Origin of the sequence: Streptomyces sp. NPDC051051 (assembly GCF_040682975.1) — a bacterium.
Lineage (GTDB): Bacteria > Actinomycetota > Actinomycetes > Streptomycetales > Streptomycetaceae > Streptomyces.
The window spans coordinates 1-16188 of the sequence record NZ_JBFBCB010000089.1; the positions used below are offsets into that span (position 1 = coordinate 1).

Sequence of the window (16188 nt, forward strand, 5' to 3'; positions counted from 1 at the left end):
GGTCATGGGCAGGCCAATCGAACGAGGTGGGACGGGAGAGGCCGTGCGGGCGGTACCGAGGGGGGTGCGCGGGAAGGCGCTTTCCGGCCCGGCCCACACACCGCTCTCAGGTGAGGGGTGCGAGCGATCGGGCGGACTGCGTCCGCTCGTATGCGTGGCCCACCAGCAGCAGCGTCCGCTCGGCGAAGGGCCGCCCGAGCAACTGCATGCCGATGGGCATGCCTGCCGTGTCTTGGCCGACCGGGACGGAGAGCGCGGGCACTCCTGTGATGTTGGCCGGGGAGGAGAGGCGCACATAGGCGTCGGAGACGCTCTCGACCGTGCCGTCGGGCCAGGTGACGGTCTCCTGGCCTGACGGGACCGCGGCCATCGGGACCGCAGGGGCGGCGATCACGTCGACTTCCTTCAGGATGCGGGCCCATTCGTCGCGCATCAGCGTCCGGGCGCGCTGCGCCCGCAGGTGGTCGCCCGCGCCCATCAGCTCGCCGGCCTCCAGGAGGATCCGGACATCCGCTTGGTACAGCTCGGGGACGGTACGCAGGGTGCTTTCGTGGTACGCAGTGGCTTCCGGCACCATCAGGCCCCACTGGGTGGCCTGGATGTAGCGGGTCATCGGTATGTCGATCTCGATGAGCCGGGCGCCGAGCGCCTCCAACTGCGCGACGGCGCGGCGGACGGCGGCCGCGACTTCCGCGTCGACGTGTTCGAAGTAGTAGTTGCGCGGCACGCCGACGCGCACTCCCGTCAGGTCCGGGTCGGGGTCCGGCCGGTAGTCGACGCCGGGGACGGCCACCGAGGCGGGGTCGCGGGGGTCGTGCCCGGCGATGGCGGTCAGGACCAGGGCCGTGTCGTCGACGGTGCGGGTGATCGGGCCGACGTGGTCGAGCGACCAGGACAGCGACGTGACGCCGTGACGGGGTACGAGTCCATACGTCGGCTTGAGTCCGACCACCCCGTTCAGGGTGGCGGGCACCCGGATTGATCCGCCGGTGTCGGTGCCGAGGGCGAATGTCGCCGCACCGGAGGCCACGGCGACGGCGGAGCCGCCGCTGGAGCCACCGGCGACCCTCCCGCGATCCCAGGCGTTGTTGGTCTGCGGGGTGGTCAGCCCGTAGGCGAACTCGTGGGTGTGCGTTTTGCCGATCAGAATCGCGCCGGCCGCCCGCAGACTCGCGGCGACCGTGCTGTCGGAGGCTGCGCGGTGACCGGCCCGGGCCCTGGAGCTTGCCGTGGTGGACACGCCGACGACATCGATCAAGTCCTTGAGTCCTACCGGGATCCCGTGCAGAGGGCCTCGGTAGGAGCCCCGTGCGGCTTCGCGCTCGGCCTCACGGGCGGTCCAGCGAGCCTGGTCGGCGGAAACCGCGACGTAGGCCCGAACGTGCGGCTCCACCTGCTCGATGCGGTTGAGGACCGAGTCGACCAGCTCGACAGGGGACAGCCGTCGCTCCCGGATCTCCTGCGCGGCGGCTGCGAGGGACAACTCATACGGCTGCATCGTGCTTCCCCTTCTCCGCACGGAAGGCACTGGCGGGCGGGGTCTCACCGAAGTTCAGCTCGCGCAGGACCGCGACGACGGAGTGGATGTGGCCGGCGGTGGCCGCGACCACGGAGTGGCGGTCATCGGGCAGCGGAAGCCCGGCACGGGCGGCCCAGCGGGCGACCTCGGGCGGTGTGAGCTCGGCGGAGGACATGGATTCTCCCCTGGTCGGGCCTGGAGCAACGAGGCACCCCACGCCAAAAGCTATTGATTTGCTTTAGCTCGACTGTAAGGCCTACCGTAACTTAAGGCAAACGCGTTGCTTTAAAGAAGGAGTTTCATGTCCGACGCCGTGTCCGACTCTCTCGCGCACCGCCCTGTCGGGGGCAGCCGCGCCCACGGGAAGAACCGTGCCGCCTCTTTCGGTCTGGACGCGTCCATACTCGTGGCCCTCCTGGCGGCATCCAGTGCCCCGACACCGCTGTACCCCCTTTATCAGGACCAGTGGGGCCTTTCGGCGCTCGCCGTCACGGTGGTCTTCAGCGCATACTCCCTGACTCTGCTGTCGGCCCTTCTCACCACCGGAGCGCTCTCCGACCACCTGGGACGCCGTCCCGTCCTGGCAGGCGCCCTGGGCGCGCAGGCCGTCGCCATGGTTCTCCTCGCCTCAGCGGACGGCGCAGGCTCCCTGACAGCGGCCCGCCTCCTGCAAGGAGTGGCCACCGGCGTGGCCACCAGCACCGCAGGCGCGGCTCTCCTCGACCTGGAAAACCCGCGGCATCCCGGTCGGTCCGCCCTGACCAACACCATCGCCCCGGTCACCGGCATGGCCGCGGGCGTTCTCGTCTCCACCCTCCTCGTCCGCTTCGCCCCGGCCCCCACGGTCACCGTCTACGCACTGATGGCAGCACTGTTCGCCGCCCAGGCAATCGCCGTCACCTTCACCACGGAGACAGTCAACCGCCGGGCAGGCGCGTTCCGATCGCTGCGCCCGCAGCTCGGTGTACCGCCCGCGGTGCGCTGCACCCTGCTGACCACTGGCACCGCAATCGTCGCAATATGGGCGCTGGGCGGCTTCTACTCCTCCCTCGGGCCGGCCCTCGTGCGCCTGGTGGCCCCCGACGCCCCGCAGGCGGCCCTCGGCATGGTCTTCTTCACCCTCAGCGCCACAGCCGCACTCACCATGTGGGTTCTGCGCCGCACCGATCCCCTCACCACCGCGATCGGCGGATGCATCTCCGTCCTGCCCGCCGCGGTCCTGACCCTGAGCGGTCTGCACGGCGTCGGACTGCCGGCCGTCTACGGCGGCGCGGCCCTGGCCGGAGTAGCCTTCGGCGCCGTCTCCCAAGGGCTACTTCGCACGCTCCTCGCCTCGCTCGACGAGCAGTACCGCGCCGCGACGCTGGCCGCCTACTACGTTCTGAGCTACCTCTCCATGAGCCTGCCCGCCATCGCCGCGGGGGCCGCCACCCAGTGCTACGGGCTCAGGACCACCTCGCACGCCTACGCCATCCTCGCCGCACTCCTCGCTGCAGCGGCCCTCACAGCGCTCGCCGTGTCACGCACCCGAACAAGGCCCTACAGCAGTCCGCGCAACCGACCACTCCGCTGAAGAGCAGAGGAAAAGACAGATCATGCAGACTCCCTCGGACACCCCCATCCCCTCCTGGGCCGTGGGCGACATCACCGTCCACCGCATCGACGAAATACTGCTGCCGCCCGCGACCGGACCCTGGCTGCTGCCCGACGCCACTCCTCAGGTGGTAGCCGGCCAGGACTGGCTGCGCCCCCACTTCGCCGGCGATGACGGCATCCTCCACATCGACAGCCACAGTTTCGCGTTCGCCGTGGACGGGCTACGCGTACTCATCGACACCGGCATCGGCAACGGCAAGGAACGGGCCAACCCGGCCTGGCACAACCTGCGCACCGACTTCCCCGAGCGCCTGACCGCCGCCGGCTTCCCGCCCGACTCCGTCGACCTGGTGGTCCTCACCCACCTGCACGCCGACCACGTCGGCTGGAACACCCGGAAGACGGACGGCGAGTGGGTCCCCACGTTCCCCGAGGCGCGCTACCTCACCGCACGCGCCGAAAGGGAGTTCTGGGCCGCGTACGACATGGAGGAGGCGCGCCGCCAGATGTTCCGCGACTCGGTGATCCCGGTCGAGCAGGCCGGTCTGCTCGACCTGGTCGATGTCCCGGCCGAGGGCGTGCAGATCACTCCGGGCCTGCGCCTGGTCCCCACCCCCGGCCACACCCCCGGCCATGTCGCGGTCGAACTGAGCAGTCAGGGCGAAACGGCGCTGATCACCGGTGACTGCATTCACCACCCGGTCCAACTCGCCCACCCCGCCATCGGCGCCTGCGTGGACATCGACCCACAGCAGTCCGAGACCACCCGCGGTGAATTGCTCGCTTCCATCGCCGGCACGGACACCCTCCTCCTCGGCACCCACTTCACCCCGCCCACAGCTGGCCGTGTCGTCGCGCACGGGGGCGCCTACCGGCTGCGGCCCGTCCCGGCGACCTGACCCGCAAACCGACCGGGCCGCCGGGGCCTGACAGGCTCGGCGGCGCCGCGGGCCGACACCCTCGGCCGCTTCATCAGCCTCGGCCTGTGGGCTGTGCGGGCCAGACTGGAACGACACCCGCGTGGTCGGCGTGATCGTCTTGTGCATCAGGGGCGGGTTTCCCAGATGGCGCCGGTCCGGTCCTGGTCGGGTGATCGGCGTACGTGTGCCTGCCCCACGGCCACCCCCAGCGCGTCCGGCTCGTCCGGCGGCAGCCTCACTGACCAGCCGTCAGGACGAGCGTCGATCGAGCGTCAAGACCACGTGCCACAGGCGCGAGGCCGGGCCGTCCGAGCCGGATCGGCCGCCTTCGCATGACGGGTAGAACACCAGGTCAGCGGCGGCCGAGGAGGTTGCGGTGAGTCTCCACATCGTGCACCCACCGAAACATGTCGATGCGGCCGGCCCGGTTCCTGCGAGATTAGGAAATCAGCAGGTCAGAGCCCCTTTGCAGCAGGCTCCAGAATCGCCACGCACTCCACGTGATGCGTCATCGGAAACAGATCGAACGCCCGCAGGGTCCGCACCCGGTACCCCCCGTCCCGGAAGTACGCCAGGTCGCGGGCCAGCGCGGCCGGGTCGCAGGCCACGTAGGCGATCTTCCGTGCGCCCAGGGAGGAGAGGTGCTGGACCGTCCTGCGTCCGGCGCCCGCCCGCGGCGGGTCGAGGACGATGAGGTCGACCTCGCTGATGCCCGTCCGCGGGAGCACGCTCTCCACCTTGCCCTGCTCGATCCGCACGCGGTCGAAGTCGGCGAGGTTGTGCCGGGCGTCCTCGACGGCACGCTTGCCGGACTCGATGCCGAGGACCGCGCCCTTGTCGCCGATGCGGTCGGCGAGGGCGCCCGCGAAGAGGCCGACGCCGCAGTACAGGTCGAGCGCCATGTCGCCCTTGCGCGGCAGCAGGCCCTGCATGACCGCCTTGACGAGGGTGTCGGCGGCCTGCGGGTGGACCTGCCAGAAGCCGCCGCTGCCGACGCGGTAGGTCCGGCCGTCGGCACGCTCGCGCACGAACGCGCGACCGTGGACGCGGTGGATGCCGCCGTCGTGCTCCTCGACGCGCATGACGGAGACGGGCCTGTCGAGCTCGACGAGGGGGAGGCGGGCGCCGGGCCGGGGTTCGAGGATCACCATGCGGTCCTGGGAGCCGGTCGCGGCGATGGCGTCGACGGACGCCATCCCGGACCAGTCGCGGTCCTCGATGCCCAGCTCGCTGACGCCGGGCGCCGCGATCATGCAGTGCTCGATCGGCTCGACCTCGTGGGAGCGGTGGCGCCGCAGTCCGGCGTTGCCGTCGGCGTCGACCGCGTACTGCACGCGCGTCCGCCATTGCGGCACCTGGCCGGCGGGCAGCTTGTCGCCCTCGGCCGGCATCACCGTGCCGTCCCAGCCGGCCTCCTCGGGCGTGAGGCCGGCGAGCCGCTTCAGCTGCTCGGCGATCACCTCGCCCTTGAGGCGGCGCTGGGCGCCCGGCTTGGCGTGCTGCCAGTCGCAGCCGCCGCAGCGGCCGGGTCCGGCGTACGGGCAGGGCGCCTCGACGCGGTCCTTGGACGCCTCCAGCACCCGCACCGCGTCCGCGCGCAGGAACCGGGCCCCCTCCTCGCCGTCGGTCACCCGGGCCACGACCCGCTCGCCGGGAAGCGTGTGCCGGACGAACAGCACCTGTCCCCCGTCGGTACGGGCGATGCAGTGCCCGCCGTGCGCGACGGGGCCGACCTCGACCTCGTACTCCTCGCCGACCAGCGACCTCGCCTGCGGGTCCGCCTGCGACTTCTTCGTTTCTGCCTGCATGGCGGGATGACTCCACTACGTCGAACGAGGTACGGCCGGACAACAGCCCACCAGTCTACGTGGCTGTCGTCCGGCCGCTCACCACGAGCAGGTCAGGCCTGCGGGCCCGCGGGGCCCGCGCCCGGCGTATCCGGGGAGTCGGCGGAACCCGTGCCCGACGGCTCCTTCGCGCGCCCCTCGTGGACCGGGCCGCGCCGTACGGAACCGGGAGCGTTCCAGTCCTGCCGCCTGCGGGCCCGCTTCTTGGCCACCTCGGAGGACTGGAGCTGGTAGGGCACCGAGGTCACCATCACGCCGGGCGTGAACAGCAGCCGGCCCTTGAGGCGGAGAGCGCTCTGGTTGTGCAGCAGCTGCTCGTACCAGTGACCGACCACGTACTCGGGGATGATCACCGACACGGCGTCCCGCGGCGACTCCCGGCGCAGGCTCTTGACGTACTCGATGACCGGCCGCGTGACCTCGCGGTAGGGCGAGTCCAGGACCTTCAGCGGTACGTCGATGCCGCGCCGTTCCCACTCCGCGCGCAGCGCCTTCGTCTCGGCCGGGTCGACGTTGACGGTGAGCGCCTCCAGGGTGTCGGAACGCATCAGCTTGGCGTAGGCCAGGGCGCGCAGCGTCGGACGGTGGATCTTGGAGATCAGCAGCAGCGAGTGCACGCGCGAGGGGCGGACGCTGTCGTCGCTGGGGCCCTCGGGTGCGGCGAGTTCCTCGGAGACGCCGTCGTAGTGGCGGCGGATCACGGTCATCGTGCCGTAGAAGATCACCATGCCGAGCAGGGCGACCCAGGCGCCGTGGGTGAACTTCGTGATGAGGACGACCACCAGGACGAGGCCGGTGAAGAACGCGCCGAAGGTGTTGATCGCCCGGGAGCGGACCATGTGGCGGCGCTTGGCCGGGTCGGTCTCGGTCGCCAGGTGGCGGTTCCAGTGCCGGACCATGCCGGTCTGGCTGAGCGTGAAGGACACGAAGACGCCGACGATGTACAGCTGGATCAGCCGCGTGGAGTCGGCGCCGTACAGGACGATCAGGAAGGTCGCCGCGCTCGCGAGGAGAACGATGCCGTTGGAGAACGCCAGGCGGTCGCCGCGGGTGTGCAGCTGGCGGGGCAGGTAGCGGTCCTGGGCGAGGATCGAGCCGAGCACCGGGAAACCGTTGTAGGCGGTGTTGGCCGCCAGGAACAGCACCAGCGCGGTCGCCGCGGCGAGCACGACGAAGAGGAAGCTGCCCTTGCCGAAGACGGCCTCGGCGACCTGGGTGATCACCGGGTTCTGGACGTAGTCGGCACCGACCGCGACACCGTTGTTCAGCAGGTCGACGGCCGGGTGCTCGGCCATGCGGACGTCGGTGACCAGGGCCAGCACGATGATCCCGCAGAACATCGTGACGGCCAGCAGGCCCATCGCGGCGAGGGTGGTCGCCGCGTTCTTGGACTTGGGTTTGCGGAAGGCGGGCACGCCGTTGGAGATCGCCTCCACACCGGTGAGCGCCGCACACCCGGAGGAGAACGCCCGCAGCATGAGGAAGAACAGGGCGAAGCCGGCCAGGCCCTCGTGCTCGGGCTTGATCGTGTAGTCGGCGGTGGGCGCGCGCATGGTGTCGTCCAGGACCAGTCCCCGGAAGGCGCCCCACGCGATCATGATGAAGACGCCCGCGACGAACACGTACGTCGGAATGGCGAAGAGCTTGCCCGACTCCTTGACGCCGCGCAGGTTCATCAGCGTCAGCAGGACGACGACGACGACCGCGCAGACGACTTTGTGCTCGACGACGAACGGGATCGCGGAGCCGAGGTTCTCGATGCCCGAGGCGATCGACACGGCGACGGTCAGGACGTAGTCGACGAGCAGGGCGCTCGCGACGGTCAGTCCGGCCTTGGGGCCGAGGTTGGTGGTGGCCACCTCGTAGTCGCCGCCGCCGCTGGGGTAGGCGTGGACGTTCTGCCGGTAGGAGGCGACCACCGTGAACATCAGCACGACGACCGCGAGCGCGATCCAGGGGCTGAGGTGGTAGGCCGACAAGCCCGCGATGGACAGGACCAGCAGGACTTCCCCGGGCGCGTAGGCCACGGAGGACAGCGGGTCGGAAGCGAAGACGGGCAGGGCGATGCGCTTCGGCAGGAGCGTTTCTCCGAGCCGATCACTGCGCAGTGCGCGCCCGATCAGAATCCGTTTGGGCACGTCGGTCAGTTTGGACACAACTGAGCATCGTAGGCCTTCGAACTGGGGACCGCCCACCCTCCCCCCGGGGGCAGCCGGGTGATACCGCGCCCCGGCCGCTCCACGGACACCCTCCGTCTGCCTCACGGGTGAAATCGGCCACGGCGCGGCTGCGGATTCCGCGGCCGTGCCGATCCCCGTGCCTATATGACAATTCCCTTTCCCTGCCGCCCTCTGGAGGTTCCATGCACACGACCGCGGAGCTGATCGGCGCCGTCGGCACCCTCGTCGGCCTCGGAATCCTCACCCTGCTCAGCCTGTGGAGCATCAGCCGTCGCTGACGCCGAGAACCGTGCACGGGGGTGCCCCCCGCGGACCGCGCGTGTGTAGCTTGGTCGGCGGTCTGAGACCCTGTTACAGCCAAGTCAGCAACATTTGACCTCGGAAGGACGGTCGTGCACATCGTCATCATGGGCTGCGGCAGAGTGGGTTCCGCTCTCGCCCAGACCCTGGAGCAGCAGGGGCACACGGTCGCCGTGATCGACCATGACCCCACCGCCTTCCGACGTCTTGGCTCCTCGTTCGGCGGCCGCCGGGTCACCGGGGTCGGCTTCGACCAGGACACCCTGCGCGAAGCGGGCATCGAGGAGGCCGGGGCCTTCGCCGCCGTATCCAGCGGCGACAACTCCAACATCATCGCGGCCCGCGTGGCCCGAGAGATGTTCGGCATCGAGAACGTCGCCGCCCGCATCTACGACCCCCGCCGCGCCGAGGTCTACCAGCGCCTGGGCATCCCGACGGTGGCCACGGTCCGCTGGACGGCCGACCAGATGCTGCGCCGGCTGCTTCCCTCGGGTTCCGAGCCGCTGTGGCGCGACCCCACCGGCGGCGTCCAGCTGGCCGAGGTGCACGCCTCCACCGCCTGGGTCGGACACAAGATCAGCAAGCTTCAGGAGGAGACGGGCGTGCGCGTGGCGTTCCTCACCCGCCTCGGCGAAGCGATCCTGCCCACCTCGCAGACGGTTCTGCAGGAGGGCGATCTGGTGCACGTGATGATGCGCACCGACGACGTGGAGAAGGTCGAAGCCGCGTTCGCCGAGGGCCCGAAGGAGGACGGTCACTGATGAGGGTCGCCATTGCCGGAGCCGGCGCAGTCGGCCGCTCGATCGCGGGCGAGCTGCTGGAGAACGGCCACGAGGTCCTGTTGGTCGACAAGGCGCCGACCGCCATCTCGGTCGAGCGCGTCCCGCAGGCGGAGTGGCTGCTGGCCGACGCCTGCGAGATCACCTCCCTCGACGAGGCGGCCCTCCAGCGCTGCAACGTCGTGATCGCCGCGACGGGCGACGACAAGGTCAACCTGGTCGTCGCCCTGCTCGCGAAGACGGAGTACGGCGTCCCGCGCGTCGTCGCCCGCGTGAACAACCCGAAGAACGAGTGGCTCTTCAACGAGTCCTGGGGCGTGGACGTCGCCGTCTCCACCCCGCGCCTGATGTCCGCCCTGGTGGAGGAGGCGGTCAGCGTCGGCGACCTGGTCCGCCTGCTCCGCTTCAGCCACGGCGACGCCAACCTCGTCGAACTGACCCTCCCCGAGGAGTCGGCCCTGGCCGGCACCCAGGTCGGCGACGTGGAGTGGCCCGAGGACACCTCCCTGGTCACGATCATCCGCGGCACCCGCGTCCTCACCCCGTCCCGCGAGGACTCCCTGGAAGCAGGCGACGAACTCCTGTTCGTGGCAGCCCAGGCCCAAGAGGAACAGTTGGAGGACCTGCTGTCGGTCCGCCGCGAGGACATCAACGGCTGACCCTCCCCTCCCGCTCGGGGGGGACGCCGGCCCTACCGGGTCCTCGGGGGAGGAGTTGGAGACCGCGACCGTTCCACACCCAAGCGACGGCCGGTGAGCAGCAGCCTTCGGAAACGGGGACGGAAGCGGAAGTCCGGGGGCGGCAGCCCCCGGGGAGGGGAAGGGAAAGGGCGGCGGCGGGGGCGAGACACCCCCGTCGGAACTACCCGTCCCGCCGGTGCCGCGGACCGGTCTCCGCCGACTCGTGCGAGGCCCCGGCCGCCCTCGCCTCCGCCGCCTTCTCCTCCGCCTCCATCTCGGCGAAGACATCGATCGGCGCGGGCGCCTTCGCCAGGAAGACCCACGTCAGCCAGACGGCCAGCAGGAACGGCGGGATCTTCAGCGCGATCAGCACCCAGCCCAGCTGCGTGGTGTCGGCCCACCAGTACAGCGGGAAGAGAATCGCGCACTTGGCGAGAAGGATCAGGCCCCAGGCGTAACTGGCCTTCGCATACGCCTTCTTGCGGCCGGGGTTGCGGGTACGCCAGGAGAGGTTCTCCTTGAACACCGGCCCGAGGATCAGCCCGAGCAGCGGCATCCCGCACAGGGTCGAGACGATGTACGCCAGCGACAGCCCCAGCGTGTAGAGCATGCCGGGCAGGTAGAAGTCCTTCGCGTTGCCCGTCATCATCGCGAACACGACACCGAAGGCGACGCCGAAGACACCGCTGAAGGCGTGCTTCACGGTGTCCTTCATGGCCAGGCGGACCACGACCAGGACCAACGACACCGCCAGCGCGGCGATCGCCGACATGTGCAGATCTTTGTTGATCGTGTAGATCGTGACGAACAGCAGGCCGGGCACCACCGTCTCGACCATGCCCCGCACCCCGCCGAACGCCTCGAACAGCGCGGCCTCCGTCACCGCCCGGGCGTCGTCCTGCTGAGTGTCTTCGGTCGGCTTGTCGAGCGACGTCACCGGCTACTCCCTACCAAGGGGTCTCAGTTCGTACTTGGGGTTGAACAGCACCCGGCGGCCCCGGCTCATCGAGATCCGGCCCGATGCTATGAGCCTGCGCCCCGGCTCTATACCCACGATGGAGCGTCTGCCCAGCCACACCACGTCCAGCGCGGCGGAGCCGTCGAACAGCTCGGCCTCCAGGGCCGGGACTCCGGCCCGCGGTCGCAAGGTGACCGTGCGCAAGGTACCAGTAACCGTGACTATCTGGCGGTCCTGGCAGTCTCCGATCCGCGTGCAGCCGGCGGTCTCGGCATCCTCCCGCAGCTCCTCGGACTCCAGGTCCTCCTGCGAGGAGGCGAGCCGATCGAGCATGCGCCGGAACCGGCCCACCGGCTTCTCGGAACGAGGAACAGCACTCATATCTGAAGGGTACCGGGAGGCACCCCCGGGCCCGTACCCGCGTTCCGACACCCGCCTTCCCCTTTCGCACCCCGCCCGGACCTGCTGTGGCCCACTTCTCGAATCGGCACCCCATCCCCGGCTCCGTGATGAAGTGCCGGGGATGCGATGGATCCGCCTCCGGCTTCCTGCGCAGCTGCGCCATGTAGACCCGCAGGTAGTTCGTCTCCGTCCCGTACGACGGGCCCCACACCTCCTGGAGCAGTTGCTTCTGGCCGACCATGCGGCCGGTGTCGGGCACCAGCACCTCCAGCAGATGCCACTCGGTGGGCGTGAGCCTTACGTCCCTGCCGTTCCGGTCGACCTTCTTGGCGCCCAGGTCGACGGTGAGCCCGTCGGTCTCGACCAGGACCTCCGACTCCGCCCCGCCCGCGGGTTCGGCACGACGGACGGCGGCCCGCAGCCGAGCCAGCAGCTCGTCCATGCCGAAGGGCTTGGTGACGTAGTCGTCGGCGCCCGCGCCGAGCGCCTCGACCTTCTCGTCCGAGGAGTGCCGGGCGGACAGCACCAGGATCGGCACCCGGGTCCAGCCGCACAGACCCCTGATCACCTCGTGCCGCACGCACGGTGAGCTGCGCGGCCGGTCGTGGTGCTCGACGAAAGCCACCACGCAGTCCGTGCCCCGCCGCACGCGACGGTGGGCCTCGGACAGCATCGCGTAGGTCTTGCCCACTCCCGGTGCCGCGCCGAGGTGGATCCGGAGCTTCCCGCGTGCCATGGCCGCATGGTCTTCCGGTGGCTCCTGTGTGCGCAGCGCCGACCCTACGACCAACGAAACGGACAGAGGGGGCGAGGAGGAAGGCACGGGACCGCTTTGACGCAACCCCGACGCGGTGGACTCTCCGCAGGTCGACCCGGCCATACGCCCTCCCCCTCGCTCCCTCGCCGTCCCCCTCACCGCTACATCGGATGAGACCCCCCGATCGGTTCACGCCCGGCGGCCCCGGTTCCGTACGCCGTGCGGAGGCCGTCCGCCGCACCGTGCGGCGCCCGCCCTCACACCGTGCTGTCCCCGTGCGTGAGCGTCTCCCAGGCCACGAAGAGGTTGTTGCTGCCCGCCGGGCGGTTCTGCGAGGTCAGCGTCCAGGTGTTCGTCATCGCGATGCCGAGCCGGTTGTGCAGCGCGTTGTAGCCGACCTCGGTGACCGGGCCGAGACCCGGCTTCAGGGAGCCGCCGCACAGCCAGCTCGGTGCGGCCGCGCCGAGCTGGTACTTGGCGTGGAGGCCGAGGGCGTGCCGCAGCCGTTCGCCGACGTCGGTGCCGTACAGGTCCTGGCCCTGGATGCGGCTGGTCTCGGCGATGTGCGAGATCGCCGAGATGCCGTACCCGGTGTGGGTGAAGTCGCGGCAGGTCTCCTGGCTGAGGCCGTCGACGAAGGTGGTCTGGCCCTGCCAGTAGGCGATGATCTTCTCCCGGCTGTCGAGGTTCTGGCCCGGTACGGTCTTCGGCAGGACGCCGTCGGAGGCGAGGTAGACGTAGGCGGCGGTGCGGGTGCGGAACCTCGCCATGGCCTTGTCGTAGGACGCCTTGTCCTCCAGGAAGACGGAGATGCCGACGGCGGCCTCCATCATCGACAGCTCCCAGTTGCCGTTGGAGTGGGAGCCGTTGATGACCTCGGGGAGGTAGACGTCGCGCAGCATGGCGGCGAAGCGCCCGGAGTCGGCCCAGGTTCCGGAGTACGTGTACTTGATGATCTCGGCCGCCTTGGGCCAGGACGAGCCCGCCCAGCCGGTCTGGAGGGGCGCGTTGCTGTCGGTGTGGTCCCTGATCACCGCGGACCAGGCGTCCATCAGCTCGATCGCCTTCCTCGCGTGGCGCTCGTCCCGCGTGACGTACCAGGCGAGGGCCTGGGTGTAGGCGGCGATCGCGTCCTCGCGCTCGTCCGTACAGCCGTTGTCGGGGTGGGAGTACGAGCCGCACTCGACGATCGCGCGCGGCTTGGGGATCCGGTCCAGGTCGGCGTACCTGCTCGCGAGCATCTTGTCGTAGGCGCCCTTCCACGGCTGCGCACCGGCGTCGACCTGCCGGCGGGCGAAGTCGAGCTGGGCCCGGGAGACGGTGACGCCGGGGTGGGCGAAGGCGGCGGGGGCCGCCTCGGCGCGGGTGACGGCGGGTGCGGCGAGGGTGCCCAGGAGGAGGGCGATGACAGTCACGAGGAATGCGGATCCACGCACAACGACTCCGTTCCCATATGTGAACACAGAGTGCCCTTATGAACCAGACGTTGAGCGGAGACCGTAGGTACGGACCAATGAGCCGTCAAGGGTGCGCGCACGCGGAACAGGGCCGCACCCCGTCAAGGGTGCGGCCCTGTTCCGTACGACTGGTGAGGCGGTACGGCTGCTAGCGGACCTCGGTGATCTCCGGTCCCCGCTGCAACTGACCCATGCCCCCGGAGAAGCGGGACCCCGCGTCCTCCTGCTGGACGCTCTCCGGAACCATCTGGGCGTCGTTGGGCAGCTTCAGGACGATCGGGTCGCGGGGTGCCATCGGGCCTTCACCGCGGACCACGACCGTGTCCCGGAAGATCTGCTCCAGCAGGCCGGCGGCCTGCGGCTGCACCGCGCCCTGACCGGAGATCACGCCGCGCAGGAACCAGCGGGGACCGTCCACGCCGACGAACCGCACGACGTGGAAACCGCTCGTGCCGTCCGGCAGCTGCACCGGCACCTGCGCCCGCAGCTCCCAGCCCAGCGGGCCCTCGACCTCGTCGATGATGCCGCCCTGCTGGGTGATGCCGGAGGCGATCTCCTCGCGCACCTCGCCCCAGATGCCCTCGCGCTTGGGGGCGGCGAAGGCCTGGAGCTGGATGGCGCTGTCGCGCAGGACGACGGTCGCCGCGACGATCGCGTCGCCCGCGACCTCCACCCGCAGCTCCATGCCGTCGACTCCGGGCACGAAGAGGCCGCCCAGGTCCACGCGGCCCTCGGCGGGGTCACGCACCTCCGAGCTGTCCCAGGGACCGTCGGGCCTCGGCTCCGGCTCCAGCCTCACGCGCTCGCGTCCGCCCTCCGCCTCGTCCGCCTCAGTGTCGACACTGTCGACGACCTGCTCGGCCTCGCCGGCCGCGTCCTCGGCGGCACCCTTCTTCTTGCGACGTCCGAACACGTCACTGTCCTTCCCGGTCGGATACGACCGAAGCGTATCGATTCCCACCCGTCGCGCCGCCCACGGCGGCTTGACCGTCTGTGCCGCTTCCGCCGTCCACGGCGGCGTGGCCACCGGTGGACCCGAAGCCCCCCTCGGCCCGCGCCGAGTCGGGAAGTTCCGCGACCTCCTGGAAGCGGACCCTCTCGACCTGCTGGACAACCAGTTGGGCAATCCGGTCGAAGCGCTCGAACCGCACGGACTCGCGCGGGTCGAGATTCACCACGATCACCTTGATCTCCCCACGGTACCCGGCATCAACCGTCCCCGGGGCATTCACGAGCGCGACGCCGCATCGGGCGGCGAGCCCCGACCGGGGGTGCACGAAGGCCGCGTACCCCTCGGGCAGCGCGATGGACACCCCCGTGGGCAGTACGGCCCGCTCCCCCGGCGCCAGTTCACGGCTCTCGGTGGTCCGCAGATCGGCCCCCGCGTCACCGGGATGCTCGTACGCCGGAAGCGGTACGTCGGGATCGACGCGCCGGATCAGCACGGGCACGGGTTCACGGCTCACGGGTTCACCTCGAAGGCGCGGCCGCGCCGGACCTGGTCCGGGTCGCTCATGGCGGCGTCGATCTCCTCCCGGCGGCCGTGCTGGACGAAGTGCTCGACCCGGACCTCGACGAAGAGCGCGTCGGCACGCACGGCGACGGGCCCCCCGGGGCCGCCGATGCGGCCGGTGGCCGTGGAGTAGATCTTCCGTCCGGCCACGGCCGTCACCTCGGCCTCCAGGTACAACGTCGTACCGACGGGGACGGGCCGTACGAAGTCGGTCTCCAGCCGCCCGGTCACGGCGATCGTCCGCAGCAGCCAGTTCAGTGAACCGAGCGTCTCGTCGAGCGCGGTGGCCAGCACCCCGCCGTGCGCCAGACCCGGCGCACCCTGATGAGCGGGCTGCACGGTGAACTCCGCGGTGACGGTCACTCCCTCACCGGCCCGCGCCTCCAGGTGCAGCCCGTGCGACTGCCCGCCGCCACATCCGAAACACTGTTCGTAATGTGCGCCGAGAAGCTCGCCGGGCGCGGGCGCGTCGGGGTGCCGGACCGGTTCAACGGCGCCGGCCGGAGGCTCAAGAGCTGCGGAAGTACCACTCACAGCCGCAGACCTTACCCGCCCTCCCGTCACCCACCACCACCCCTACCGACAGCGCTACGCGCCGACCCCCTCATCCCTCCCGTCACCCACCACCACCCCTACCGGCAGCACCACTCACCGACCCCCTCGCCCCTCCCGTCACCCGCCGCCACCCTGGGCCGGACGCGGTCCGGACACCGTGCCAAGCTTGTTTCATGCAGCTCTCCGCCACCCCGTACGACGAACGCCTCACCGCCCCCCGCTCCTGGTGGGCCATCTCGTTCCTCGTGGGCGTCGCCCTCGCCCTGATCCTGCTGCCGTTCGGCACCCTGCCGCTGCTCGGCGGCCTGGTCGGCGGCACCGCGGTCGCCGCCGTCGCGGCCAGTTCGTACGGCTCGCTCCGCATCCGCGTGGTGGGTGACTCCCTGATCGCGGGCGAGGCGAAGATCCCGGTCGCGGCGTTGGGCGAGGCGGAGGTGCTGGACGCGGAGGAGGCGCGGGCCTGGCGCACGTACAAGGCCGACACCCGGGCGTTCCTGCTGCTGCGCGCCTACATCCCCACGGCCCTGCGTGTGGAGGTCACCGACCCGGCCGACCCGACGCCCTACCTGTACCTGTCGACCCGTGACCCGCAGCGGCTGGCCGAGGCGCTGCGAGCGGCACGGCAACCGGCGGCCTAGGGCGTGTTTCGAAAGTAGCGTCGTCTGCCCGAAGGGCAGGCCCGGCGGCGTCTGGTGCGTGCGATCGCAAGGCGGAGGGTCGCCCCG

The 16188-nt window shown here is 70.5% G+C and carries 15 protein-coding genes and 2 pseudogenes; 5 read left to right on the plus strand and 12 right to left on the minus strand.

What is annotated here, in order from left to right:
* Positions 1–106 precede the first annotated feature (106 nt).
* Complete coding sequence (locus AB0N31_RS34900; protein ID WP_366062545.1) at positions 107–1498, minus strand: amidase; 1392 nt, start codon at positions 1496–1498, stop codon at positions 107–109.
* Complete coding sequence (locus AB0N31_RS34905; protein ID WP_366062546.1) at positions 1485–1694, minus strand: hypothetical protein; 210 nt, start codon at positions 1692–1694, stop codon at positions 1485–1487. Before AB0N31_RS34905 ends, AB0N31_RS34900 begins: the two co-directional genes overlap by 14 nt.
* Before the next feature lie 126 nt (positions 1695–1820).
* On the opposite strand from AB0N31_RS34905, the gene AB0N31_RS34910 reads away from it, so the two are divergent.
* Complete coding sequence (locus AB0N31_RS34910) at positions 1821–3092, plus strand: MFS transporter (RefSeq protein WP_366062547.1); 1272 nt, start codon at positions 1821–1823, stop codon at positions 3090–3092.
* A 22-nt stretch (positions 3093–3114) separates the two neighbouring features.
* The gene (locus tag AB0N31_RS34915) at positions 3115–4014 is read left to right on the plus strand and encodes an MBL fold metallo-hydrolase (protein ID WP_366062548.1); all 900 of its coding nucleotides are present in this window, start codon (positions 3115–3117) and stop codon (positions 4012–4014) included.
* A gap of 476 nt (positions 4015–4490) precedes the next feature.
* Here the strand turns inward: AB0N31_RS34915 and AB0N31_RS34920 are convergent, their stop codons facing one another.
* Together AB0N31_RS34920 and AB0N31_RS34925 are read right to left on the minus strand one after the other, a co-directional pair.
* Positions 4491–5843 carry a class I SAM-dependent RNA methyltransferase gene (locus tag AB0N31_RS34920; protein ID WP_366062549.1) on the minus strand — a complete coding sequence of 451 codons (1353 nt, stop codon included), beginning with the start codon at positions 5841–5843 and terminating at the stop codon, positions 4491–4493.
* A gap of 92 nt (positions 5844–5935) precedes the next feature.
* Entirely contained in the window at positions 5936–8038 is a 2103-nt protein-coding gene (locus AB0N31_RS34925; protein ID WP_366062550.1) for an APC family permease, read from the minus strand.
* A 416-nt stretch (positions 8039–8454) separates the two neighbouring features.
* On the opposite strand from AB0N31_RS34925, the gene AB0N31_RS34930 reads away from it, so the two are divergent.
* Positions 8455–9123 (plus strand): TrkA family potassium uptake protein, encoded by a 669-nt coding sequence (locus AB0N31_RS34930; RefSeq protein ID WP_366062551.1) that lies wholly within the window; start codon positions 8455–8457, stop codon positions 9121–9123.
* Positions 9123–9800 (plus strand): TrkA family potassium uptake protein, encoded by a 678-nt coding sequence (locus AB0N31_RS34935; RefSeq protein ID WP_366062552.1) that lies wholly within the window; start codon positions 9123–9125, stop codon positions 9798–9800. Before AB0N31_RS34930 ends, AB0N31_RS34935 begins: the two co-directional genes overlap by 1 nt.
* 202 nt (positions 9801–10002) lie before the next feature.
* Here AB0N31_RS34935 and AB0N31_RS34940 read toward each other — a convergent pair whose 3' ends face one another.
* From AB0N31_RS34940 to AB0N31_RS34975, 8 genes and pseudogenes are all read right to left on the minus strand, one after another.
* Complete coding sequence (locus AB0N31_RS34940; protein ID WP_366062553.1) at positions 10003–10758, minus strand: DUF3159 domain-containing protein; 756 nt, start codon at positions 10756–10758, stop codon at positions 10003–10005.
* A gap of 3 nt (positions 10759–10761) precedes the next feature.
* A complete protein-coding gene (locus tag AB0N31_RS34945) occupies positions 10762–11160 on the minus strand; it encodes an OB-fold nucleic acid binding domain-containing protein (protein ID WP_366062554.1) in 399 nt (132 codons plus the stop codon).
* 94 nt (positions 11161–11254) lie between these two features.
* A pseudogene (locus AB0N31_RS34950) lies at positions 11255–11752 on the minus strand (winged helix-turn-helix domain-containing protein); the annotation flags it as partial.
* 27 nt (positions 11753–11779) lie between these two features.
* A pseudogene (locus tag AB0N31_RS34955) lies at positions 11780–12061 on the minus strand (hypothetical protein); the annotation flags it as partial.
* Positions 12062–12195: 134 nt separating this feature from the next.
* On the minus strand, positions 12196–13353 hold the full coding sequence (locus AB0N31_RS34960; RefSeq protein ID WP_366062556.1) for an alginate lyase family protein: 1158 nt from the start codon (positions 13351–13353) through the stop codon (positions 12196–12198).
* A 190-nt stretch (positions 13354–13543) separates the two neighbouring features.
* The gene (locus tag AB0N31_RS34965; protein WP_366062557.1) at positions 13544–14308 is read right to left on the minus strand and encodes a DUF3710 domain-containing protein; all 765 of its coding nucleotides are present in this window, start codon (positions 14306–14308) and stop codon (positions 13544–13546) included.
* 1 nt (position 14309) lies between these two features.
* Entirely contained in the window at positions 14310–14861 is a 552-nt protein-coding gene (dut, locus tag AB0N31_RS34970; protein ID WP_366062558.1) for a dUTP diphosphatase, read from the minus strand.
* A complete protein-coding gene (locus tag AB0N31_RS34975) occupies positions 14858–15442 on the minus strand; it encodes a PaaI family thioesterase (RefSeq protein WP_366062559.1) in 585 nt (194 codons plus the stop codon). Before AB0N31_RS34975 ends, dut begins: the two co-directional genes overlap by 4 nt.
* A 194-nt stretch (positions 15443–15636) precedes the next feature.
* Between AB0N31_RS34975 and AB0N31_RS34980 the strand changes: the two genes are divergently transcribed.
* A complete protein-coding gene (locus AB0N31_RS34980) occupies positions 15637–16101 on the plus strand; it encodes a DUF3093 domain-containing protein (protein WP_366062560.1) in 465 nt (154 codons plus the stop codon).
* Positions 16102–16188: the final 87 nt, after the last annotated feature.